Genomic DNA, 24,503 nt, shown 5'->3' on the forward strand with positions numbered 1-24,503 from the left:
ATCAAGTACCAAGTATAGCAAATTTTAGTAAAAACAAGAGAGCGTTAAGAAGGAGAATTCTAATGATTAAAAAATTCCAAAAAAAATCATATCGTTGGTCTGCGATAGGCGCTGTGGCAGTGATTGCAGTATCATCTGTATCCTTATTAAACGCCCGTGCTGATAAGCCGACTAACCCTGAGAAACAACAAATAGAAGCCAAAAATAATATGAAAGAATTAAAAACACAAACCGATATTCCTATACAGCAAATTGTAGAAAAAATGATTGGTACAAAAGAACAGGCAAATGCAGAATTTTTTATTTCAGAGGGAGATTATAATACTTTACTTACAGAACTTGGGGTGGCACGAAATCTGTTTACGAAAGAAGAATTTGAACGATTTATTGATTTAGAAACAGTGGCATCTACTTTAGGTAGAAAAGAAAAGTTAGACCCAGAAGAGGAAAAAAAATATGAGAAAAACAGTGAAGAAATTGGACCATTTAGAGATAAAATTTATTCGCATTTTAGATTAACTAAAAAGGAAGCACAGAAATATCTTGATTTTCCAATTAAGACCCCAAGTTATGTGGTAAAAGGGTATAAATTAACTGGACAAGATGTTCAAACACCGATGACTACTGAAAAAATGAATCCCACTATTGTTTCTCAATATCAAAATGAAGATAATGTGTATTTGGTGTACCAAACTGCAGATACTGATCAGGGAGAAAATTTGTCGAACAAAGTAACGGAGTATAATGAAAAGGTAACAAATTATGAATTAGAAGGTGCAAAAATAAGCTTAAAAGAAAGTCTCGATACAGAGGAACACTATAAATTCATGCAAATGATTGTTCCTGCAAAAGGAAAGAATAGCGCTTATCAAGTCATAATTCTTGCAGGTGATTTAAGTAAAGAAGAAACAGAGAAAATTATGCTGTCCTTTCTAAAATAAAAATAGAGTCTCAGGATCCCGTTCTTGAGGCTATATTTTTTAGCTTAAACGAAACCTATAGGGAAGAGAAATTAGTATAGTCTATATAATAAAAAAGTAAAATGATATTTAGTTTTGCTAGCTTGATTGAGGTGGATAAAAAATAACAATTTAAAACATAAATTGAATCTAGGTAGGTATATTGTATGGAGAACAGGAGGGAGTATAATTCAAAAAGAAGTAATGGAAGAATACTAGCAAATGGTGATGTATTTTACCGCTATCACCTGGATCTCAAGTAAAACCTCATCATTTAGATATAGTTTTACTTGAGATGAGGCGGTTTGAGGTAGCAGATTCATATTAAAGCCAATTCCAGTGATCCATCTAAATTAGGAGAGAATAACTCATACTGTCAACTGATGCGAAAACGTGGAAAAAGAATCTACTTAGAAGTAAAGAGATTACTGTTATTGAATATACAACAGACTATAGTAAAGCGGTAGAAAAAGAAGAATACAAGCTAATAATGTATTCTTAAGTTTTTAAAGGACGTGAAATGAATATGAAACCAGTTTTAAAATATATAATTATTTCCCTTGTTTTTTCAATAGTAGGGGTGTGTTGGGCGCTGTTTGACATCTTTATGTTAGATGCAGACTGGCTATTGATTTGGATAGGTGTATTAATGGCATATCTATCGTTGTATATCGTGATAGGTCTATATAGTAGAAAATCGTACGACTCAAAATTGGCTAAAGTGCTTCTAAAAACAATAATTACAACCTTTAGTTTTGGAGCATTAGGATTATCATTCGGAGTTGTACACATGATATTAGGACCATTGAGCCTTACTTTAATGACATGGTATTGGTTTATAATGCTATTTTTATATTTAATACCCATAATATTATTAATGATTTTAGTATTGGTAAATTGTAAAAATCATAATTTCCCTGGGGTATATAGTATACTTATACTTGTAAATATACTTCTTACGTTATGGCCGTTATTATGGCCGTTATTTATTACTTTTATGGGTTCTGGTATGAATGCAAGTGCAGGATGGTAGCAGCTCCACAAATTATAAAAGGGTTAAAAGAAAAAGGTTATGAACTTGAAGCTTATAACCAGAATAATCATTTTCCAATAAACTTCTGGCATGATAACCGAATATAAAAAATTATTTATTAGTTAAATGAATGGAATAAGAAATTAATGCAGGGTTTAAATATTTGTAAGAGCGTGTTTAGCAAAACATATAACAACACACTATTTTAACTGGCTATTTTTTATTATATAAATTTTAAAAATAGTATTGATTAAATGAAAAAGAGAGTTTTGCTCTCTTTTTTTGCATTTCAGCAAAACCTAATTAAATGTGAACTGAAAATTCATTTGGAATTTATATTAGTAGCGAAAGATATTCAAGAAGTATCTACTTTCGTGTCTAAAAAGTATCCACTTTCATGTCTTTCTACAGAGGGGGAGAGAGGATGAACTAAAAAATCTAAAGTGTTCGTTAAATTCTCATTTAACGAATATAAATATTATAGATATTTCAAATGCGGTTAAAAATAGTAAGAACTAACCGATTTATATGGAAAATAACACTATTCTTTTTGATAAAAATCACAAAAAGAACAGTGCCGTTTTTAATAAAGTTACACTTTCATCTTATATAAACTCGTAAAGTCAGCTAACTTTAACTATGAAAATTTTCAAGCGCGTTCATTAGCTTGGTTCCATCAGGACTACCTAAACCTGTACAAGCGTCCCATTCTGAAGATGCTTTATATGCACCGTTTCCATTTGTTATATTATTGTTCCCCTTTGTAATATCGTGAAAGATACCATTTTGAGCAGAAAAATTATATAAAATTGGATTGATGAATCCGACTGAGTGACCTAATTTCTGGTTGATATTTGCAATTAAACCAGCCCAAAGAGGTGCTACAGCGCTGGTTCCTCCCATAACAGTTCGTTGTCCATTTACTTCAATCTGATACCCTGTTTCTGGATCAGCATTACCTGCCACGTCTGGAACACCACGTCTAACCTGTCCTCCTGGATTAGCTGAAGACGGAACATTTGCATTTATCTGCCAACTCGGAAGAGAGAACACATCACTCACTCCACCACCAGTAGCCATTGGCCATCTTGGACTATTATTCCAAACAACCTCATTGGTTATTGTGTGATCAGTCCCTTCTAAACGTGTGCCACCACATGCTAAAACAAAAGGACTAGAAGCAGGAAAATCAGTATGAAGTAATTGGTCTGGTACAGGACCAATATGACTATAATCTGATGAACCATTATCACCCGAAGCACAACATATAGTTATGCCTAGTGTTGCAGCATCTTGAAAAGCACGATTTAAAACTTCTCTAGCTTGCTCTGTCCAACTATTCTCAGCTGCACCCCAACTTATAGAAATTACAGAAGGTTTGTTAATTTGATCATGGATGGCTTTGTTGACAGCATGAAGAAATCCGACGTCTGTATTTGGTGCAAAATACATAGCAATTCGTACACCAGGAGCGACGGCAGCCGCTATCTCAATGTCTAACTGTACTTCACTATCTGCAGCATCTCCTGTTTGATTGTGTGCTCCATCTACAAGTACATCAACTAGTTTTGGTTGAGAAACTCCGAGGCGATTAAAGTATTGCACCATATCACTGGTTTTGTACCCCCCACCAAATTCTATGATTGCGATGCATTGATCCTTGCAATTTAAGGTTGGAAAATTATAAAGTTTTGCTACTTCAGGTGGTGTAAATGTTTTTATTGCAGCTGCACTTACAACCCCGTCTTCTTCCAACATACAAATATGTGGAGACACTTGTGGTCTGTTGTCTAATCCTAAAACTGCTTCAACAATATCAGCAAGCTCTTCTGGAACATGTACATGGCCTGTACGTCCGCGATATGTAAAATCAGGATGCTCATAGTGAGCAAGTTCCACACCAAATGCTGTACTGAATTTATTAACTGTTCCTGCTAACACAACTGTTCCTACAGCAATATTAATATCTTTTACCTCGAGTCCTTGTTCCTTTGCAAATTCTTCTACTTTTTTCACGTCATTAGGATTAGCACCTTGATTGGAGGCAAATTCTTCACCGGTAAGGTGCCCACGTTCTGAAAGCAGACCACTAGTCGTTTTTTCAATCATTGAATTCAACGTTTCAGTATTGGAAGGACGTCTAACAACAATAGTTACTAACATCTTTTCATTTGGATCAGCTGGAGTCACTTCCTTTGCGTTAGAAGGGACATCACGTTCACTACCTGGAACTCTAACCAGATTTTTTTTCATTCTTTTCACACCTAACTTTCATTTTTTTTAATATTGTTAATTTGCTATATTATATTACTACTAAAAAATTAAAGGCAAACATAGCAACCTTAGTATGTAATAAAGAAGTGTTTTTATACATTATTAAAGCACCATGTATTTAACAAATACTTTGAATAAGAAAGATAGATGGAAAATAACAACTTAAATATTTTATATAAGGACAACAAATCTAAATAATCAATATACGTCTTTAAATTTAATAAACAAATATTTACACAGTATAAATTTAGATACCATTTCGTATCAAATACTTGCAAACTTACTATAATAATTTTTACGTACCTGTAAACAGTAAGAAAGTAAGTAAAACAAAATTATGGAGGAAACAATTATGAATGGACATTTACAAAGACATCCACATTTCGGGGATATATTAGTAGAACATTATATGGAGAATCATCGAAATCCACTTTTAGTTCATGCCCCAAATGAAAGATTAGCAATACGAATGATTTTTATAAAAAGAAAATTGATAAAAAACCTAATTTAAAATCATTTTGGGAATAAAAGTAAATCTATGACCTATTTTTACACGTATCGGCTGTACCCCTTTGCAGAATAAATTTATACTCAAATGTTAAAAATAAATTTAACTACTATTTTTTAAGAAGGAGATTTCAATGGATTTTGTGACTCTACAAAGTATTATTCAGACCGGTTTAGAGGAAGATACCTTCAGGATTAAAGCAGAGAGCGTAGGTAGTTCTCAGATTAGCAGAGTAATGAATTTATTGTATAATGGTGAGCTTCTATTAGAACAGGCATCTTTGACTACCATGGAAAATCGTATTATTGTAACCGGCCGCCATACAGTAGACATCTTGGGACAAGCAGCTCTTCATGGATCTTATGAGTTTTTTCTTGTGGACGATAATCCTCAATGTACTATTGGAGTTATTCTACCTCCTGACTGGATTCCAGAAAGGTTAAAGTCTGCTTTGGATGTAATTTTCCAGATTTTTCAATGTACCTATAATATATCGGACAGTGGTTTGATTATATCTTCTGTCTCGGATGTCATTCCACCTCAAAATGTCTCTCATTTACCAAGTGTACCGTTAACTATCCCGCAAGGGATTTTAATCTTTTCTTCATTTTATGGGTCAGGTCCTACCTTTAATCTATTAGAAAGTATTTTTGGTAGACAAATGCCACTAAATTTAAGGAATTTACTGAATACTGAAGACTTTACTCCAGGACCTATAGAAGCTGCAGTACAACTCAACCTTCCCGCTTTAGGTCCTATAAGTTTCTCGAATACAAGATTTGTTTTTCAAAGGGATGTCTTCACTTTAGTAAATGATATATCCCTTGCTATAGGAAATGAAATTCTCCTTCTAAAGGGAGGGGGAGATGTACAACCTGATAACACTTTTAACATCTCTTTTGGTTTAGTGGGGGTTCGAAAAGAGGGCCACCAAGAGGTCGTAGCAAATGAATGGGTTAATCCTTTAGGACTTACCGGTTTAACAATCCGACAGTTTGGAGTCAGTATAGGCGTTGAAACTAGAGGAACAATCTATGGGATGTATGGAGAGATTGCTCTTGGGCAAGAGGGGGATGCAAATCAAATTATTCTAGAAGTGGGTGGCGAAATACTCAATGGAAACACTCCACAGGCAATGATTGCTTCAATTAGGCCTAGTAATCCTTCTACTAGCGGTATAGCCCTAACTAAGGTTATTGAAGGACTATCAATGATTCCAATTGGTAACTTTCCTATACTTAAGGAAATTATGGTTGAACACTTTGAGGTATACATTGTTTTAAAACCAGAGGGGTATCGACATCCTATAAACAATGTAACTTATCATGGATTATCTTTAAATACCAGCATTTCTCTGTTTGGGTTGTCTATAAAGGCAGATATGCAGTTCATCCCAAATACAGGAATAAAGGCAATAGGTGAACTCGGACAATTTAATCTTGGAGGGGCTCTCAAGATTACTGATGCTTCTGGAGAAAGAGGCCCGCTCTTTCAAATCGACACTACAAGAGGAAGTGAACAGGAACTAGGATATGTTTATTTGTCCTGTAAATTGTTTTTATTTGGTCTCTCCCAAACTTTAGAGGCAAAGGCCAAACAAGATAGCTTTTCGCTTGCTTTGGACTATAGCATACAAGGTTTAGGGAGTTTCCGATTGGATTGCCTTTTGAAAAAAGAGGAATTCCATGGAAGCAGTGAAATCACTTTTGATTTTGGTGATCGAACAATCCCGCTCTCCGTTGGGGGCCAACAAATTGGTGGTGTCAACTTAGGCAGCCAGACAGTGGGCACTCTCCGTTTAGCTGGGCATGTAAAAGGAAGACTAGAAGTTCATTTGACAGTCCAAACCTTCCAACTTAGTCTAAGCGGAAATCTCTCTGCACTGGGACTTCCTGAATTTTTAGTACAGATGACAATCGACGAACCCTTTGAGGATCTCAACAATCTGGCAGAACTTTTTTATGAAGAACTAGTAAGGAAAGCGGAAGAATTACTAAGAACACCTTTAGAAAATCCTGCTTTGCTATTAAGATGGATTCAATCAGGGGTTGTAAACCTTTCAAGAGAAGTGGGGGATGTATTGAGTAATCTTTACAATAAACCAATTGCTGAAGCAGCCCAGCTGCTTAAACAGGCACAATTTAGTTCAATTCAAGCAGCAACGATTCTAACTGCAAACTACCAAGGGGCAGAAAGAATGATTGGATCGTTTCTGAACATGGGAGGATATGGAGCAAGAGAAGTACTAGAAGCTCTGTATCATGGATTATGCTGGGAAGTTGACAGAGCCATCCGTGAATTAGTCACAGGTTCTACGGATGATTTAAATAGTGTTGTCCATGCTATTACAGATGTATTAAATTGGAATGGTGAAATGCTTGCCGATGCATTTAACAGATTGGAATATGAAGCTAACTATATTGGGAATAGCTTGCATAATTTGGGTTGGAATGCAGCGCAAATTACACAAAAGCTACATAATCTTGGGAAAAGCATAAATGAAGTGACTAATTTTCTTAAAGATCATATGAAATTGGATGCAAACAATATAAGCAATTTGTTTAAAGATACATTAGGACTAAATGAAATTGTTACTGCGAAGGAATTAATGGCTGCGTTCAGAGATGTAAATATTATAGCTCTTGCCATTAAAGAGTCATGGAATAAAAATATAAATGAGGTAACTGATATCTTAAGAAAGGCACAGTTTAGTTTGAATGATGTTGCATTTGGAACAAGATATCTTGGAGAATTGGAACATGGTAATGATCCCTCGAAAATTAGCGAGATTGTTTCAAAAGCATTAGCTTTGTCAGAATACAGTCTTGAAGAGGTTGTAGAGGGAATAAAGTTCACTTACATACTTACAGACGAAAGACTTACTTCACTATTAATTATATCGGATTTTTCGCCAGGTGATGTAGCAACTTATGCTCAGGGAAAATTAAATTGGGATGCGGAGCAAATAAGTGAAGTATTTGTAAAACTTAACGTAGAGACAGAAAAAATTATTGAGGGATTAACGCAGGCGAAATTTCCAGATATAGATATTCAGAGAGCGGATGAAAAAATTAAGGAAGTTTTGCATACTCCATCTATTCCTGTTGATTTAGGTGGGATTAAAATTCGTAATCATATAAGATTGTAGTAGTAAGTATAGAGATATTTACTAAAAAGCTAAATATATTTTATTTAGTCCTAAGTTTAAGAAATTAGTTTTAGACTACTATTACTTTTTCTGTAGTCTTGCAAATTTGAATGGAAGAAGGTTTTTTTATGTACATTACATATTCTCACTTTACATTAATAATACCAGTGGGGGATTTATCCGATTCTAAAGTTGATATTCTAAAACAAACATTAAACGACTACCTTGAAATTAATAGACCGAATCCACAAACTATTACTTTTCGAAATGGCTCATCTATATTGACCGTCCAGCCTAATCTGATTTTCTTTACAGCGATAGAAAAAGACGCCAGTGAAATAAATATAGAAAATATATCAAACGAATTAATAAAAGTAAAAAACTCATTAGGCCTTAGCCAACCTTATCAGATTCAAATGATTCTAGAGGGGATTGAAAAGAGTCAAGAGAATATTATGGAAAAATCTAAGGTGCCGATTCCTGAGGCCGCTAAAGCTCTAGATGCAGTGGGAATTGGATATCGATTTATATTAAATTATAATGATTTCACAGGAAATGCTCATATTAATCCATATATAGAAGATAAACAGAAAATTATTTATAATGTAGATTTTCTCAGTAAAAAAACATATCAAAATGAAGATATGAAATCCATTTTTAATCAGTTGTTTACTTTGGCGACTAGTAATACACAGGAAGCAGCTAAAAAAATATTTACTTGAAAAAGGGATACAAGTCATATGTAGCAATTTATATAAGAGAATAAGATTTTGACTGCACCAAAATACCCAATCCCTCTTATTCCTGACCTAAGTAAGCTCTCTAGTGTATTGTTGGTAATCTGATATAAATATTAGTTTATGTTATAAACGGGCGCTATTATTGAACAAGATAAGTAAAAAAGGATTAATCTTTTTTATAAAAACCAGTCTTATTGATCAATCTTATTTTAATGGATGCTTTATATTTATTGTAAAATGCTTTATTACCAACAAAAGTAGTTCATTTAGTACCCATTTTTTGTCCATATATAATGAGAAAAATGGGTACTTCTTTAAATAGAGACACCAAAGTGGTTACATTCTGAATAAAAATATATTATCCAAATACTAAGACTCATTTCACAAAAATCATTATTTTTAGGGTTTTAATTGCTAAAACCATTTTATTCCACCAGATTCTAATCGGAAGTATTTAGGTAAACAATTCATCAAATTAACAATTTTTTCAATGCGCGGAATATAAGTTGAAAATTCTGAAAATCAAAACGATAAATTTGATATTTCTATAAAAATCAATGTGTCGAACCTTTCGAATCATATATGAATTGTTTTGGAAAAAGTTATCCTTTAAGCTAATGTAACTCCCGTAATCCACTTAAAATTATTATCTTTATATGAATAGGTATAGGTTATTAGGTAATGATAGGTGCATCTTACACAAGATTAAATGGGTTTAGCTAGGTAAATCTATAAAATTTTAGTTTAGAGATTCATGTCTTTTTACAGCAGAAGAGGAGGTATATAAATTACACCTCTAGTGTTCGTTAAATTCCTATTTAACGAACAGAAAATATGCACTTCTCTTTATCAAATACATAAAAATCCACTGTATCTCTTTTATAAAATACAATGGATTTTTTGCCATAGATAGATTAACATATTAACTTCTTATCCCTTAGAGAGATAGTTCATGTCATGTATTAATTTCATCACTTTCTTCTAATTGACGTTGTTCTAAACGCTCAATTGCAGCTCGACGTTTAGTATCATCAATATTCGTATAAAGAGATGTAGTTTCCATCGAATTATACGAATATTGATTTTCCAACAGAACCAAATCTTTATTTTCATTATAATGATAAGTTGCGTATGTATGACGCAACTTATGAGGGCTCTGTTTTTCATCAAATGCTCTAGTATATTTCTCTGTGAGTTTTTGTATAACATTTTAGCTTGATAGCGATGTGGCTCTACCTCGTTGTACACAATGAAAGTATTTCTTCCACAAGAATCTAAGGCACTAAAACAAATAAAAGTTTTTTCATTTATTTACAAAAAATTCAGTTAATGGTTTTTTATTCCTTCTAATGTATATATCTATTAAATTAAGTTGTTTATATACATTTATAATAGTTTTGTTTGCATATTTATTAATTTTCGTACTATTAAAACTTTAAATTTTTTTCAATTAAATCGTTTGCCTCTTCTGTATAAGGTATATATACTTTGAGGTGTAAGGATTAATACCTTATAAAAAATTTAAAGGAGGTTTTTTTATGAAAAAAATGAAAAAGTTAGTGAACATTGCGTTAGCCGGAACTATCGGTTTAGGAGGGTTGGGAGCATTTGCACCAACAGATGCAAGTGCAGCTGAGGTCTCTCCTGCTAAAACTAATATTCCTACTAACCTATCTACTGAATTACCTACTAATTTTGTAGAGTCTAAGTTACCAAATGCAGCGAAAGCTAGTGCGAATTTAGATGTAAGTATAGATGTATTAGGTATCGCTAATTTGATTAGGAATGCTATTAATAGTCAAACTAATCGTTCAGGATTTGTAAAAGGTGTAATGGAATCAACATTTTATTCTGCAGGTCAACGTTATAATGTTATGGTTTTTAACTTAAACCAAAACTATGAGGATCGTTTTAACGGTGTTAAATTCTTTGGAACAACAGTATATGATGGAATCACTTTTGGAATTTGGGTATTTGAGGATGGGGAATTCACGAATAAAGGTGATGGTGGATGGATTAACTGGGCATTTAGAGGTTGGTTCGATCGTGATGGTGGCCATGTTAAATTTTATCGCCCATAAAAATAAACCACAAAATCAGCCAATTTTGCGGTTTATTAAATAAAAAGTATTATCTAAGCCTAGGAGATCATATTCTAAAATCAACTCCTAGTAAAAACAGTATAGTTGATATTTGTAAAAAAGAAAAGCACTCTCGGGAGTGTTTTTCTTTTTTATTTAAAAATTAAGATTTTTAGGAATGGAAACAACAAACCCTTTATCTTCTTTATTGACGTAATAAGCTGTAAATAAACAATAAGATTGTTAGTATTTTTTATCATTTTAGTTAAGGAGACTCCTTCCTCAAGGAGCGTGAAGCGTTCAATTGTATATAAACCCATTTATGTTCAATTAATATTGGAGCATATAAAAAGACACTATGTATAATATAGTGTCTTTTTATAAGTTGACTTATTCTGAAAGAAAATGTAGTGATTAATAATAATTTCTTGGATACTTCTTGGTTAATTATATGATAACACTATCATATAAGAATGTAAATGCGTTTATGTGTATATATAATTTTATTATATTTTAGATGCATTTGAATTTCATTCCATTTCCAAAAATTCCAGTTTCTTTGTTTTTATAAAAGTGATTTTGAACGTAAGGAATTTGTAAGGAAGAGGTAAGAAAAAAGAGATTTTCATTGTGTATGATTAAAATGTATAGAAGAGTGAGAGGAGGAACAAATACTATAAATTTATATGAAAAAACAAATCAATTAATAAGACTTGTATGGAAGAAAAGAGACATTACAAAGATTAACATACATGTAAAAAAGGATAGGCCATTTTCAGGTCAGAAATTTGTTTGTGAAATAATGGGCATAAGAATGATTACAAATTCAATAGCGCCCTTTTGTCTTTGGGTAAGATGTAAGCTGTGTGATTAGTTGAAAAACAGCAAAAAACATCTATACGATATAAATAGGGGAGAGGAATATTTTGATGAAAAAGCACCGTCAAATTACATTTACAGGTTTAGCCCTTTTAATAACTGGAGGTTCCCTGCTATATACAACTCCAACCTCAATTGTAAAAGCAGAGTCCATTCAAAATGTATCTAATTCGTTACAAAAAAACAGTCAAAGGAATCGTAATTCTGTCAAAGAGGCAATGCGGGATACATTGCAACTTGGATATCCAGGGATACTTGTTAAAACTTTTGAGGGTGGAAAAACATGGAGTCATGCAGCTGGGGTAGCAGATCTAAATACTAAGAAACCAATGAAAACAGATTTTCGTTTTCGAATTGGCAGCGTGACAAAAACGTTCACTGCCACAGTTGTACTTCAATTAGCAGGAGAAAGCCGCTTGAATTTAGACGATTCTATTGAAAAATGGTTGCCTGGTGTCATTCAAGGAAATGGATATGATGATAAACAGATTACTATCCGGCAATTATTGAATCACACAAGTGGTATCACTAATTACACAAGGTCAAAGGATTTTAATATGATGGATACAAAAAGATCCTATACTGCTGAAGAATTAGTAAAGATGGGAATATCCATGCCTCCAGATTTTGCTCCAGGAAAGAGCTGGTCGTATTCAAATACAGGATACGTATTACTAGGGATCCTAATTGAAAAAATAACTGGGAGCAGCTATGCGGAAGAGATTGAAAAACGTATTATTGAACCACTTGAATTATCGAATACATTCTTACCTGGGAATTCAAGTGTGATTCCAGGAACCAAGCATGCCCGTGGATATATCCAATTAGACAGAGCAAGTGAGCCAAAAGATGTTACTTATTATAACCCAAGTATGGGGAGCTCTGCCGGTGACATGATTTCAACAGCTGATGATTTAAACAAATTCTTTTCTTACTTACTTGGGGGGAAATTACTAAAAGAACAGCAACTAAAGCAAATGCTTACAACAGTCCCTACAGGAACAGATGAACTTGGCGATTACGGGCTTGGAATTTCCAAAATGAAGCTTTCAAACGGTGTATCGATATGGGGGCATGGAGGAACCATACCTGGATTTTTAACTTTTGCTGGGGGCACACTTGGAGGCAAGCATACATTGGCCGTCAATTTAAACAGTATTAAAGCTGATAGTCCTGATCCTTTTAAAAATATTTTACTTGCTGAATTTAGCAAGTAGGTTAAAGGGGAGAACGGATAAATTTTATCATATTTTCATAGTGAAACAAATGAAAACGATTACTAATTTAAGGAGGTAATTACATGGTGAAAAATAATCTAACTGGTGTGTTAGCCACTGCATTAGCGGTAACTATGATCCTACCAACAGGAGCAAAAGCATTTTCTGAAAGTAAGACTACAGTTGTAGCTGGTGAAGAATTAGCTAGTCAGGAACTGAAGAAGATTGCAGCAGAAAAGGCGGAGCTACTTACAAAGTCCCATGGAGCGAATAGCGTGCAGTATGCGCTAATTGATAATGGAAAACTTATTTTGTCGGGTCAGACTGGCAAGAACGATATGGAAGGGAGACAGCAGCTAACCAAAGATACTCTATATGGGATTGGTTCAGTCAGTAAAATGTATGCAACAGCGGCTGTAATGAAATTGGTCGACGAAGGAAAAGTTGATTTGGATGCTCCCGTTGCCCGTTATATTCCTGATTTTAAGATGAAAGACAGTCGGTACAAGCGCATTACACCGCGAATGTTATTGAATCACTCCTCTGGCTTGCAAGGTTCTACGTTAGGTAATGCATTTTTATTTAACGATAATGATACCTATGCCCATGATGCCTTGTTGCAGCAATTATCCAATCAGAACTTGAAGGCGGACCCTGGTGCTTTCTCGGTATACTGTAACGATGGCTTTACGTTAGCCGAAATTTTGGTGGAAAGAGTTAGTGGTATGGGCTTTACCGAATTTCTACATCAAAGCTTTACAGGACCTTTAAAGATGAATCATACGAAAACGCCGCAGGACAAATGGAGAGACGAAAATCGGGCCGGACTATATTTCCCGGCGTATCAAGGACAACTTCCAATTGAATCAGTGAATGTAATTGGTACGGGAGGCATATCTTCTACGGCAGAAGATATGGTACGATTCTCACAATTATTTATGGGACAGGGAAAAGGTATCCTTTCTGATAAGGTAGTAAAGGCGATGGAGCAAGAGGAATATAAAAAAGGAATGTGGCCGGGGACTGGAGATAATATTTTTAACTATGGTCTTGGCTGGGATAGTGTGAACCTATACCCATTCAGTGAATATGGGATTAAAGCTTTGGCCAAGGGCGGTGATACGGCATTGCAACATGCTATACTCGTCGTGCTTCCGGAACAGAAAATAGCAGCGGCTGTATTGTCATCTGGTGGCCGCAGCTCTACAAATCAATTAATGGCAACTGAATTGCTGCTCGCCACGCTTAAAGAAAAAGGTACTATTAAGGACATCAAGCCAAATAAATCCTTTGGCAAGCCGATCAAAGTCAAAATGCCTCAAGGTGTAGCAAAGAAAGCAGGATTTTATGGCAATAGCGAAACTCATTTTAAAATTGAAATTACGAAGAACGGAGAACTATCCTTACCATCTAGTAGAGAAGAAAAATATGTATATACTGCTGATGGAAGCTTTATTAATGAGAAGGGTACTTCTAAGCTCAATTTCGTAACCGAGAGGAATGGAAGAACTTATTTGAAGGAGAGCGCATATAAATCGCATCCAGGTTTAGGGCAAAATGTGATGACCCACTATTTAGCTGAGAAACTAGAAGACAACGTGCTATCGAAGAAAACCGCTGCTGCATGGGCAAAGAGGGAAGGCGTTAAATTCTATCTTGTAAACGAGAAATTTAGCTCTATTCAATATCTTGTTCAACCGAAACTTCTTACTACACAAATTAATCGTAAGGAAGGCCCAGCAGGCTATTGGGATGGTAGAAAAATTACAGGTCCGAATACCGCAACGCATCAACTCCAAATTCCCGTGATGAATGGCCGTGATACGACGGAAACGAACTTCTATACAGAAGGTGAAAATGAATATATGGAGATGGCTGGGTTGTTATACGTAAGTGAATCTAATGTAAAACCGATTGATATAGGCCAATCATCCAAAGTTACGTTGGGAGAAAATGGGCATGCGAAATGGTTTACAATCCCGCAAGCGGCGACAGAGAAAATGATTACCGTGACGTTGCCGTCAAAAGGTTCATTTGCGGTGTATGATGAGAAGGGAGTTTGCATCAACTTTACCATCGTGAGTGGCAATAACAAGGTGAAACTGCCGAAAAACGGAAGGATTGTATTCGCTGGGGCACCGAAATCAGAATTTGCAATCTCGGTGAAATAGCTACATTGAACTACTCACCACTTAACGTCCTTACGGACTTTTTGAAGTGGGAGATTCCTGCGAACACCGATGTATCCACCGGTTATCTTAGCAAACTCTACCCGTAGTCCCTACGGTGAGAACAAAAGTATCTTGTACGTTGCCGCACCACACTCCCTACTTTAGCTTGGTTTTCGCAACTTCGGCAAGCATGGGGCGATAGAACGTTGAAGATTTTACGGTTGCAACGTTTTTCTGCAACCAACCTCATATCTTCAGTTTTCGAAGAGCAATCTGTACAAGTAAATGATAGCAAACATGTTGGCTTATGCCAACCAACATTCACCTCCCACTTAAAATTGGTGTTTCACACCTTCACATTTTTGAGGAAGGAGTCTTCTGTTGAAAAACGATAAATTTGTGAAAAAAGAGGCATTCTATAGCAGGTATCATACTTGTGTAGAATGCCTCTTTTTTCTCTTGTACAGAAGAATCTATATACAATGATGAGGAAAGAGCAGGTAGGAATAATAAGATGGAATAGGAAGTGAAGTCAATGACAAATGAACCTAAATTCGAATTATGTGAGACGTACGGCACTGGTATAATGTATGGTTTCAGTATACATAATGACTGTTAAGATAAGAAGGAACCTGAATTTGAATAATGGGAGATGTGAGGAGTCGATGTTGTTTAACAAATTATCCGGTAATTGAATAAAAGAATATGAATAGAAAAGAGCCCCCATTAATTTATCGGAGGCTCTTATTTTTTACTTCAGTACAGAAGGAGTCGTCTTTTCTAACCATAGAATGCCATCATATTGTTCTGTAGGAATCATGATTTCTTCTTTTAATTTATTTCCCCAATAACTTGCTGCAGTAGGAGTAAACATCCATGAAGTTTCTGGTCGGTTACTTTCTCCTTTTAAGTTAACGAAAACATGGGGACTTCCTACAGTGCTGATGATTTTTTCAACGCTTTGTTCTTCATGTTCATTATGTACAGGAATAACATTTTCATTAACATCATCCCAACTGCTTCCACTATACGCAAATACACCAATTGTGTACATTTGGTCTTTGATACGCTGTGGAAGATAATCCATCATATTTGGGCCAACATAATTGTATTGCTGCACCTTCGTAAAGTCTAATATCATTTTCGAATTTTGTTTTCGAATATGATAATTATGCCCCCACACAATAATTTTTTTATTTTTATATTGCATTTCAGTGAGCCATGCGAAATTTTGTGCCATTTTTTGATCTCGGATATAAAAAGAATAGTCTGTCAGGTTAGGTGAGGAGATGCCACCTCTGACTTTCATATCAGCATCTAGATGCGTTTTAATCGCATCAATCCGTATACTGATTGATTTCTCAAACAAATTCACATCATACGTAGGATGTGGTGCAACTTGAATCAATTCAGATTTATGATTCTGAATAAACATTCTAACCTTTTCAAACTTGTTAATTACGGGCTGTATTTCCATTTTAAATCGATCATAGGGATATGTTTTATTTTTATTGTAATACCTATCCAGTTCAATCAACTCTGACACTGCTGTATCAAATTCACTCGCCACTTCAGGATTTACTTTTTGCAACCATTCTTTTACATAAGAGCGGAATGAAGATTTATAAAACAAATTCATATCAAAACCAGCTAATGTGAGTGGCTTCCCTTTTTCTTTTTGTTCTTTCATATAGGTAAATAATTGTTCAAGTTCCTCAGTTTGCCATACAGGGTATAAAGATTGTTTCATCGCTTCCGTAGCGGTTAAGTTATCAAAATTTTGCTGAACAGCTGCTGCTTCTCCAAGCCCTGTTTCAAATGCAATCACATCATATCCCATTTCCTCATGTAAGTACTTAATCATACGTATTTTGGATTGATTGATTTCCTTTGCACCATGCGTACTTTCACCAAGTACAACAATGCGCTTGTCCTGTACGGCCTCTTTAAGAAATGATAAATCCTCTCTTGTTTGGGAAGTTGGTTCATTTAATATTTTTGCATGTCCGTTTAACCATTCCTCCCATTTGGGTTGATCGACTGGTTTTTCTGCTGCGAATGCAACAGATGTAAAGGTGGTACAGGCAAGAAGGGTACTCATTAGTCCAAGTTTCCATTTATTACGCACAACAACGCCTCCAAGTATCATAGTTTACAAGCTGGAAAAAATAATACCAAAATTTACTAATATAACATTATTTATAATAATATATATGATAATCTCTAACAATACTAATATTGTGAAAATTTAAAAGTCTCCTTCATTGTAGTGAAGAAACCCTTCTTTCTATGTCACGTCTTGTAATCAAATATACACATTGCATGTACGTTTTCTGCATTCCTCTTGTGTGGAATCTGGAATGAGTACATGAATTTCAAAGTTCATTTTTATCCAAAAGGATCAAAAATCATTAATTTACATAATGTATTTATCGTAAACGTATTAGTTTGAACAAATGTATTAATCTATTATATATATATATATTGTGTGTTACAGTGTGAAGTAGAAACTCGCGTGTTTCAAATACAACATTTTTATCTTCTTGATGGCCTCTTATCTTTCCGTAAGAGGTCCTTTTTTTATCCCTCCATATTGCATAGTCGTTAAAATACTATGAAAAGATACTAAAGACTACTACATTACTATATTCTCTAGTATTTTTTCTTTACCTAGATTATCTACTGTTGGGCAAACGATAATTTAAGGGTTTTTTGTATAATTTTCACAAAATTACTTTGATTCATTATTTATTTCACTATAAAATAATAAAAGGATATATAGAGTCAACGATTATAAGAATAGGTATGTCCTTTTTTGCAATGCTAATCCAAATTGAAGCCTAATACTGAAACGGTAAATGAGTAGAATTAGGGCTGAAACAGATAGTGAGGAAAGTAAAACAATAATAGCAAACAATACTTATAATGAAAACTTTCATAATGGACTGTCTATGGATGGAGAAAGAATACGAAAATATAAAGGGGTAAATGAATATGAATAGATCCTTCAAAGGTATTGCATTAGCAGGGTTAAGTGTTAGTTTCATGCTAGTAGGTTGTACATTAAATACATATGGACTTACACAGTCAGAGTATAGAAAAGTAGATAAGTATTATGATGCAGATAAAATGGTATCTGACCTAAAGAAATTGCACTATAGTGATGAACACATTGAAAACCAACTAAGAAACGCATTGTCTAGAATTGAGTATGAACAGGGAAGTAAGGAAGACGAATCAAGTAGTAAAGAAAGTAAATCAAATGTATCAGACACGGAAGGTGAAAAGAAGGTAAAGGTATCTGAAAAAGATTACCCTTATCGTTTGACTGAACTACACTTAGAATTCCAGTATCATTTAAAAAAACTAGAAAAGAAAACTGATAAATTATTTACAGAAGAGGGTGTCTACATAGGTGAGATAGATTCCTTAATTAGTCACATTAGTTTGGATATAAACCGTTTTGAAAAAATCAAGCCACCTAAAAAGTATGAAGATTACCAATTCTTAATACAAGAAGGGGTAGAAGAGATTAGAAAACACCTAATAAAAGTAGAAGATGCAGTTAGACAGTATGATGACCGTAAGTATGATGGTGAATATGATAAGGATAAAGCAAAAGAAATCATACAAAACGGTATGTTTGGGATAGATGATGGTGTTTCTAAATGGGAGACAGTATTTAATGGGATAAACGAAAAATACCCTGATGTAGAGCAAGAGGTAAAGGAAGAGAACCAGAAACATGCGAAAGAGGGTCATCGTGAGGATGATTTAAATGAAAAAGTTAGTGGTTCAGAAGTTGATAAATACAAAGCAGCCATCGTAGGAAATACAAATAAGATGGATGAAGTTATCAGACTGATACAAGATATAGGGCATTCAGATGTAAAGGATTATGAGTCAAAGAAAAGTGAAATCCAACTGAGTTTGGATATAGCAAAAACACACGTAAGAGACATGAAATACCTTGAGGCACCTAAAGAGTTAGAAGTTGAACAGGAAAAGATAAAACAGGCAATGGATAATTACTGGGATGCTCTGCGACTGCTTTCAGAAGCATTAGAAGAACAAAATAATAGTAAGTTTGAACAAGCAAATAACAAAGCAGAACAGGCAATGAAACTTTTTAAAAAAGCAACTGACAGTATTAAAAGTAAAACGAACTAATCATGAAAATGGTCATGTGGTGGTATCCCTATTATAAATTAATAAATAAAAAAGATAAGATCGGATAGTAGGATCTTATCTTTTCACAAAGAGAAATATATTGCAAGATATCTTATTGTTCATAGTAGTATATGTAACTTTCGATTTCCATATACATTTCACAATTAACAATAATATCTATATTGAGAAATCGACCATAAAAATTCTAAAAGGGGGATCTTCATTATTCTGGAAAACCCCCACGCTAAGAAAAAAACTAGCCCCCACATGAGAGACTAATTGACGTGAAATTCGTTATTGGAATTTATTTATATTTCTCTACGTACTAAATAAAAAGCTAAGGAACCTATAAATAATAGGCGTAATCAAACTAGACGAATATGACCTAGTAATAGTAAAAAGAGAGAGTATAACTACATAGATAACAACTATTCCTATAAATACAGGAATTTCAAATTGAAACTTCCTACATTGTTTTATGTTCCTTTATAATAATTCTCCAATTAGGCAAACTACAAGATCTAGTATACTACCAAATATGATGAGAATTATAATGAATCCAAATAAGTTAGGCAAATCATTCTGGTAAAAATAAATAGGATCAAAAATATATGACATCAAGAGCAATATGATAATAAAAGTAAGCAGATTTGCAGCATAACTAATTGAAAATCTTCCCAACGTAAGTATCCTGACAAATATATACCCTTGATTAACTAATAACTGCCCTATACGTTATATAGGCTAAAATAACTGAAAGGTTTATTCTGATAAAATCCAAATGACTACAACAATTCCTGTAACTGCTGCACCTCCAAAAAAACCTACCAACATTTTCCCATTAGAACCAGTAACAATTTCTTTTAAATCTGCTTTTGCTTTTTTCTTGTCTTCTCCTGTTGAAAAGAGATAACTAATAAAATGTACGACTAGTGAAACTAGTGCCGCGATTATTTCTATCATTACTTATGTCCCCCTAATAATGTGTACTATTAATCAATAATTGCCTTATACATTATATCAGTTAAGGTACATGGAAAATAAAATTAATTATTTATATAATCAATTTTATTAATTGATATCGCATTACTATAAGATGGCCCATATCAAAAAAGACACCAAATAATTCCTTAGCGTACGAAATTCGCGTTTTGTTGGCAGGCCCACATGCCCATCAAGCTAAGATTTTAAAATATTCTCTAAATGGAAAGTTTGTGTTTTTATCGTTTTGGAGGTAAAAGTTGTTGTAAGTCATTATAAATCGAAAAAACGAAGTTTGGTTGTTGCAAACTTCGTTTTCGCTTATATCTTTTTATTGTTTTAAAAATTCTCCCATTATTTCCATTACGTCCTCTGAATCGTTTACTTTATCTTTTGAAAAACGCCATTGTTCTTTTCCATATCGCTCCATCTCAACCTTTATTACTTTTTCTTTATCTGAAACTTTTGCTTCTGGCAAAATAGATATAAAGTAACCAAACGATTGGCTAAATAATTTAGGCTGTTCAATTCCTGGATTTTCTTTTAGCAATCTTTCATTTTCCTTATGTAATTTTGGTTGCAATTCGCTTAATAATAATGGTTTTACTTTTAATTCCACTTCAACTTTATCTTCCTCAGGAGAAGAACCTACTGATTTTACTTTAAATGTAACTTTTTCCTGCAATACAGATTTCAACTTTTTATAATAGTTTTCAAATTCCTGGTCACTAATTCCATTATGCGTACTGGACAGTGCATCTTTTTTAAATTCTTGTTGTATATTTTGAGTAAATTGTTTTCCATCTTCACCGGATAATTTATTAATTTTGTTTATATCCTTATCATAATAAATAGCATTTATATAGGATTTTAGAGCTTCAGCTGGCTTGTTTAAGTCTTTTGTATTCTTTTCTATTTCTTGCGTATCAATTTTGAAAGAAACTTTTTCTGTTTCATCGTCTCTTTTTTTTGTTTCTTCATTGGAATAAACGAGCTCATATGATGAGGCCTTATTCACTTCATAGTAGAGAATCCCCGATGTTTTTTTACCAGGTTCTAATTCTATTAAACGTAATTTATCTGAATCAGCCTTATCATATTTCTTCATTTTTTCATCACCTTGATATAGTGTAAAGAGATAAGGTGATATCTCTAACATTTCATCCCCTTTATTTTTCAAACTCACTTTGAATTTCAATACTGTATCTTTATTTATTCCTCCCATGCTCCCACTTAATGGTAATACGTACTCAGCATTTTCAACTTCAACTTCCACATTTTTTGAAGACGAAGATGCCTTTCCGTTTTTTACAGTTGTAGAACTTTGTGAAGAACTACAACCAGTCACAATAGTTAATGTGAATATAAACAAAAAACAAATCATAAAAATCTTTCTAAGTTTCACTTAAAACCCCTCCATCCCCTTGTTTAAAAACATTTACTATTTTACCATAAAATTCTATTCATATGTCTATTGAGCGACAAGATAGCCAAACTTAGAGATAGAAGGACTAGAGATCCTCCAAGCCATACTGGTGACATTGTGCACTTGTTACCTTGTGACTACAGAAACGATTGAAATTCCTATTTGTAGAACGAAATTATTAAAAATTTACATTTGATGTATTCGGATTAGCTTCAATTAAATAATTTTGTTGAGGTAGTGCAAGTCACCAACTCAATGCATCTCAAATTATCATAAAAGGAATGCAAAGATAAAAAGGACAATCCTATATATAGAAGAAGTTAGTTGATAAATCGAATTTGAAAATAAATGAAGCGGTATTAAAAGACATGTATAAAAAGAAAGAAGTGATTGAAAAAAGCTCACCAAAATAAGAAAGTCTTAAGCAGTATCAATCTATAGTTCATTATAAAAAATACCAAACAAGATGATATTGTTTTCCAATGAGATAAAATGTATAATGAGAGTGTAGAGATAAACCTTTTATTAAAGGTTTTAACTTACTAACTATGTGCATAATAATAAAAGACGAGATGCTGGTAACATCCCGTCTAACTTGTAACTGCTGCCGTTAGGTGGTAGATTGCAAAGTTTAATTATTTTTTCTTCGAACCACCTTTCTTACGTTTGGCAGACGTCTGGGTGGTTCTTTTACTTTTATTATTACGTTTTGCTACTAACTTGTTAGCACAAGCAGTTGCAAAAGTTGTTATGAACACTGTTACGAATAGTTTCGTAGCGTCCTGTAATAATTGTTGTAAAAATTCCATATCGGTTACACCTCCTTTCCCTCTAAATTAAGAGAAAGAAAGGTTGCAACCTCCCACCACACGCCTTCAGTTACTAGCAATATTATACCATAATTAGAATTAGTTATAGTTTATAATTTATTCCGTTTGAAAAACATATTAGGATTATATAATGAGATTAAGATTATATAAAACGCCACTATATATAACAAATTTGGAATGTTTAGGGCGTTAAGCTATCTTATAAATAGACTTCAATATAATAACTTTGACACCCAAATTTCTATGATTTTCTGATTGTTATTAAAACGCGTTTTTCGTGTGCCACAAATGAATCTAATCATTCAGCCGACATAGCTGAAAAGTCATAAAAAGTGAGCATGAAAAAATCAAATAGGTAACAGAAAAGAGATGCGAAAGAAGATGTGCCAGTAAAAGAAATACATACCACTATTAATGCAGGATCCTTTAAATATAGCATTAATTTAGATATAAAGTCGTACTGTTTATTAAAAAGTTGTACCGTTTTAAAGTTATTTAAACTGTTTACAAAAAAATTTACGGTCTTATTTCTTTAATAATAAATTAGAAAAAGTATGAATCCACATTAAGTAACTAAAAATAATTTAAATGTTATAATGAAAAGTTATAATTTTTGAAATGCACTCCCAATTGTTAGATACAGTCTAACAATTGGGAGTGCATTTTTTTTGACTAAATTTACTTCAGAAGACAAATTGAATGTAGTCATACGTTAATAAAATGGACGTGAAAATATAAAAGATATCGTTAAATTATGGGGAGTGAATCATGAAGTGGTTCGTATGTAGATAAAACAATTTAAATATTATGAAATCCAAGCATTTGAAAAAGTTTATACAACGTATTCTGCGCAGTATAAACTAGACGTATTAAATTATATGATCGAGAATAGGACGTCTCAAACGAAACATCATTTATTTTTAATATCCCATTTTAAAAAAAGATAACAAAGTGGATATTTTATAAAAATATCCACTACTAATTAAATTTTTTATGTTGATGGACATAGGAAAGGATTCTATAAATATAAAAATAAGATTGACAACGAAAGATTACAAGTGTAATATTCAGTTACAGATTACAAGTGTAATCCGAGGAGGGTGTAATTTAAACTAATGAAAGAATTACCTAAAATTTCGGAAGCTGAATTAGAAGTAATGAAAGAATTGTGGTCAAAATCTCCACAAACGGCAAATGAAGTAATTGAAGTGTTGGAGGTGAAAATGGATTGGAAACCCAAAACGATTCGAACGTTGATTAATCGATTAGTTCACAAAGAAGCAGTTGCTTATCACCAAGATAAAGAGCGTTTGTACTCTTATTATCCTTTGGTTTCGCAAGATAGTTATTTACAAGTAGAAACAAAATCTTTACTTAAACGTTTCTATGGTGCAGCATTTAAACCTTTACTTGTAAATTTTTTAAAAGAAGAAAAACTGTCTTCAGAAGATATTAACGAACTTAAACGTATTCTAGATGAGAAAACTGAGGAAAATCAGAGGAAGGATAGATTATAGTTGTGGAAAAATTTGTTGATATTTATCTACCTGCATTTTTTGATTGGGTGATTGAGACCTCGGTTATGGCTAGTATATTAGTGGGCCTAATCTTGTGTATCAAGGTCTTGTTTAGAAATAAATTAACTCCACGCTGGCAATATATGCTATGGATCATATTAATTATAAGACTTGTATTACCTTGGTCGCCAGATAGTTCCTATAGTATCTATTCTGTTCTTACTTACAAGAGTGATGATGCATTCATTTCTAGCCAAAACCCTGTAGCTAGCTTTCTTACAAAAGAACGTATGCAAGAATTAAAAGATATAGACAATAAAAAGTTACTCACAAAAGAAGATACTTATACCACAAGTTCAACAAAAATTGGTCAGGTAAACAAGACACAAACACACAGTAATGAAGATGATGAGACGATTTTATTTTATACAATCTTTATATACATTTGGCTTACTGGCGTTATCCTTCTAAGTGTTGCTACTTTTATAATGAACAGGCGTTTATTACTTTACATAAAAAAACAACCTGTTATTACAGATGAGAAGATTGTCCAGATTTTTGAAAAGTGT

Annotated in this window: 17 protein-coding genes and 4 pseudogenes; 14 read left to right on the plus strand and 7 right to left on the minus strand. The window is 33.4% G+C overall.

What is annotated here, in order from left to right; translation table 11 throughout:
• The 3 genes and pseudogenes from D1166_RS28990 to D1166_RS29000 all read left to right on the plus strand — a co-directional run.
• Nucleotides 1-941 (plus strand): DUF4367 domain-containing protein (locus D1166_RS28990; RefSeq protein ID WP_118043524.1); only part of this gene is annotated, 941 nt, incomplete at its 5' end.
• 544 nt (nt 942-1,485) lie between these two features.
• Nucleotides 1,486-1,992, plus strand: coding sequence for a DUF3902 family protein (locus D1166_RS28995; protein WP_118043518.1), 507 nt, complete (start codon nt 1,486-1,488; stop codon nt 1,990-1,992).
• Nucleotides 1,992-2,099 (plus strand): annotated as a pseudogene (locus tag D1166_RS29000) (polysaccharide deacetylase); the annotation flags it as partial. The gene D1166_RS28995 and the pseudogene D1166_RS29000, both read left to right, overlap by 1 nt.
• 526 nt (nt 2,100-2,625) lie before the next feature.
• On the opposite strand, the gene D1166_RS29005 reads toward D1166_RS29000, so the two are convergent.
• Nucleotides 2,626-4,245: a S53 family peptidase gene (locus D1166_RS29005; RefSeq protein ID WP_118043519.1), complete on the minus strand. Its 1,620-nt coding sequence runs from the start codon at nt 4,243-4,245 to the stop codon at nt 2,626-2,628.
• A 373-nt stretch (nt 4,246-4,618) separates the two neighbouring features.
• On the opposite strand from D1166_RS29005, the gene D1166_RS31465 reads away from it, so the two are divergent.
• The 3 genes from D1166_RS31465 (at nt 4,619) to D1166_RS29015 (ending at nt 8,644) form a co-directional block, all read left to right on the plus strand.
• Nucleotides 4,619-4,777 (plus strand): hypothetical protein, encoded by a 159-nt coding sequence (locus tag D1166_RS31465; protein ID WP_165851685.1) that lies wholly within the window; start codon nt 4,619-4,621, stop codon nt 4,775-4,777.
• A gap of 130 nt (nt 4,778-4,907) precedes the next feature.
• Nucleotides 4,908-7,922, plus strand: a complete 3,015-nt coding sequence (locus tag D1166_RS29010; protein ID WP_118043520.1) for a hypothetical protein — start codon at nt 4,908-4,910, stop codon at nt 7,920-7,922.
• Between the two features lie 128 nt (nt 7,923-8,050).
• Entirely contained in the window at nt 8,051-8,644 is a 594-nt protein-coding gene (locus D1166_RS29015; RefSeq protein ID WP_098220917.1) for a hypothetical protein, read from the plus strand.
• 973 nt (nt 8,645-9,617) lie between these two features.
• On the opposite strand, the pseudogene D1166_RS29020 reads toward D1166_RS29015, so the two are convergent.
• A pseudogene (locus tag D1166_RS29020) lies at nt 9,618-9,872 on the minus strand (tyrosine-type recombinase/integrase); the annotation flags it as partial.
• Between the two features lie 328 nt (nt 9,873-10,200).
• On the opposite strand from D1166_RS29020, the gene D1166_RS32450 reads away from it, so the two are divergent.
• The 3 genes from D1166_RS32450 to D1166_RS29040 all read left to right on the plus strand — a co-directional run bounded on the left by D1166_RS32450 (nt 10,201) and on the right by D1166_RS29040 (nt 15,010).
• A complete protein-coding gene (locus D1166_RS32450; protein WP_000738326.1) occupies nt 10,201-10,743 on the plus strand; it encodes a hypothetical protein in 543 nt (180 codons plus the stop codon).
• 929 nt (nt 10,744-11,672) lie between these two features.
• Nucleotides 11,673-12,839 carry a serine hydrolase domain-containing protein gene (locus D1166_RS29035; protein ID WP_097855817.1) on the plus strand — a complete coding sequence of 389 codons (1,167 nt, stop codon included), beginning with the start codon at nt 11,673-11,675 and terminating at the stop codon, nt 12,837-12,839.
• Between the two features lie 86 nt (nt 12,840-12,925).
• The gene (locus tag D1166_RS29040; protein ID WP_065845908.1) at nt 12,926-15,010 is read left to right on the plus strand and encodes a serine hydrolase domain-containing protein; all 2,085 of its coding nucleotides are present in this window, start codon (nt 12,926-12,928) and stop codon (nt 15,008-15,010) included.
• 751 nt (nt 15,011-15,761) lie between these two features.
• Here the strand turns inward: D1166_RS29040 and D1166_RS29050 are convergent.
• Nucleotides 15,762-17,138 carry an erythromycin esterase family protein gene (locus tag D1166_RS29050; RefSeq protein WP_118043522.1) on the minus strand — a complete coding sequence of 459 codons (1,377 nt, stop codon included), beginning with the start codon at nt 17,136-17,138 and terminating at the stop codon, nt 15,762-15,764.
• A gap of 730 nt (nt 17,139-17,868) precedes the next feature.
• Between D1166_RS29050 and D1166_RS31470 the strand changes: the two genes are divergently transcribed.
• Nucleotides 17,869-18,012, plus strand: a complete 144-nt coding sequence (locus D1166_RS31470; RefSeq protein WP_002006283.1) for a hypothetical protein — start codon at nt 17,869-17,871, stop codon at nt 18,010-18,012.
• The gene (locus D1166_RS29055) at nt 17,999-19,180 is read left to right on the plus strand and encodes a DUF7018 domain-containing (lipo)protein (RefSeq protein WP_065845899.1); all 1,182 of its coding nucleotides are present in this window, start codon (nt 17,999-18,001) and stop codon (nt 19,178-19,180) included. Before D1166_RS31470 ends, D1166_RS29055 begins: the two co-directional genes overlap by 14 nt.
• Nucleotides 19,181-19,488: 308 nt before the next feature.
• Here D1166_RS29055 and D1166_RS32020 read toward each other — a convergent pair.
• From D1166_RS32020 to D1166_RS31475, 4 genes and pseudogenes are all read right to left on the minus strand, one after another.
• Nucleotides 19,489-19,861, minus strand: a pseudogene (locus D1166_RS32020) (hypothetical protein).
• An 81-nt stretch (nt 19,862-19,942) separates the two neighbouring features.
• The gene (locus D1166_RS29065; protein ID WP_065845900.1) at nt 19,943-20,143 is read right to left on the minus strand and encodes a hypothetical protein; all 201 of its coding nucleotides are present in this window, start codon (nt 20,141-20,143) and stop codon (nt 19,943-19,945) included.
• 349 nt (nt 20,144-20,492) lie between these two features.
• Nucleotides 20,493-21,566 (minus strand): DUF5105 domain-containing protein, encoded by a 1,074-nt coding sequence (locus D1166_RS29070; protein WP_065845901.1) that lies wholly within the window; start codon nt 21,564-21,566, stop codon nt 20,493-20,495.
• A gap of 656 nt (nt 21,567-22,222) precedes the next feature.
• Nucleotides 22,223-22,396, minus strand: a complete 174-nt coding sequence (locus D1166_RS31475; protein WP_000395068.1) for a hypothetical protein — start codon at nt 22,394-22,396, stop codon at nt 22,223-22,225.
• Nucleotides 22,397-23,205: 809 nt separating this feature from the next.
• Here D1166_RS31475 and D1166_RS32455 point away from each other — a divergent pair.
• The 3 genes and pseudogenes from D1166_RS32455 to D1166_RS29080 form a co-directional block, all read left to right on the plus strand.
• Nucleotides 23,206-23,348: pseudogene (locus D1166_RS32455) on the plus strand (IS3 family transposase); the annotation flags it as partial.
• Between the two features lie 184 nt (nt 23,349-23,532).
• Nucleotides 23,533-23,934, plus strand: coding sequence for a BlaI/MecI/CopY family transcriptional regulator (locus tag D1166_RS29075; RefSeq protein ID WP_118043523.1), 402 nt, complete (start codon nt 23,533-23,535; stop codon nt 23,932-23,934).
• 2 nt (nt 23,935-23,936) lie between these two features.
• Nucleotides 23,937-24,503 (plus strand): M56 family metallopeptidase (locus D1166_RS29080; protein ID WP_481747874.1); only part of this gene is annotated, 567 nt, incomplete at its 3' end.

Origin of the sequence: Bacillus sp. ISO11 (assembly GCF_003458115.1) — a bacterium.
In the GTDB taxonomy this organism is placed as follows: Bacteria; Bacillota; Bacilli; order Bacillales; family Bacillaceae_G; genus Bacillus_A; species Bacillus_A cereus.

Excerpts from the sequence above, each read along its gene's own strand:
- D1166_RS29010 (WP_118043520.1), top strand. The coding sequence starts at position 4,908 with ATGGATTTTGTGACTCTACAAAGTATTATTCAGACCGGTTTAGAGGAA.
- D1166_RS29015 (WP_098220917.1), top strand. The coding sequence starts at position 8,051 with ATGTACATTACATATTCTCACTTTACATTAATAATACCAGTGGGGGAT.
- D1166_RS28995 (WP_118043518.1), top strand. The coding sequence starts at position 1,486 with ATGAAACCAGTTTTAAAATATATAATTATTTCCCTTGTTTTTTCAATA.
- D1166_RS29005 (WP_118043519.1), bottom strand. The coding sequence starts at position 4,245 with ATGAAAAAAAATCTGGTTAGAGTTCCAGGTAGTGAACGTGATGTCCCT.
- D1166_RS29055 (WP_065845899.1), top strand. The coding sequence starts at position 17,999 with ATGAATATGAATAGATCCTTCAAAGGTATTGCATTAGCAGGGTTAAGT.
- D1166_RS29065 (WP_065845900.1), bottom strand. The coding sequence starts at position 20,143 with ATGATAGAAATAATCGCGGCACTAGTTTCACTAGTCGTACATTTTATT.
- D1166_RS29035 (WP_097855817.1), top strand. The coding sequence starts at position 11,673 with ATGAAAAAGCACCGTCAAATTACATTTACAGGTTTAGCCCTTTTAATA.
- D1166_RS29075 (WP_118043523.1), top strand. The coding sequence starts at position 23,533 with ATGAAAGAATTACCTAAAATTTCGGAAGCTGAATTAGAAGTAATGAAA.
- D1166_RS31475 (WP_000395068.1), bottom strand. The coding sequence starts at position 22,396 with ATGGAATTTTTACAACAATTATTACAGGACGCTACGAAACTATTCGTA.
- D1166_RS31470 (WP_002006283.1), top strand. The coding sequence starts at position 17,869 with ATGAGTAGAATTAGGGCTGAAACAGATAGTGAGGAAAGTAAAACAATA.
- D1166_RS32450 (WP_000738326.1), top strand. The coding sequence starts at position 10,201 with ATGAAAAAAATGAAAAAGTTAGTGAACATTGCGTTAGCCGGAACTATC.
- D1166_RS31465 (WP_165851685.1), top strand. The coding sequence starts at position 4,619 with ATGAATGGACATTTACAAAGACATCCACATTTCGGGGATATATTAGTA.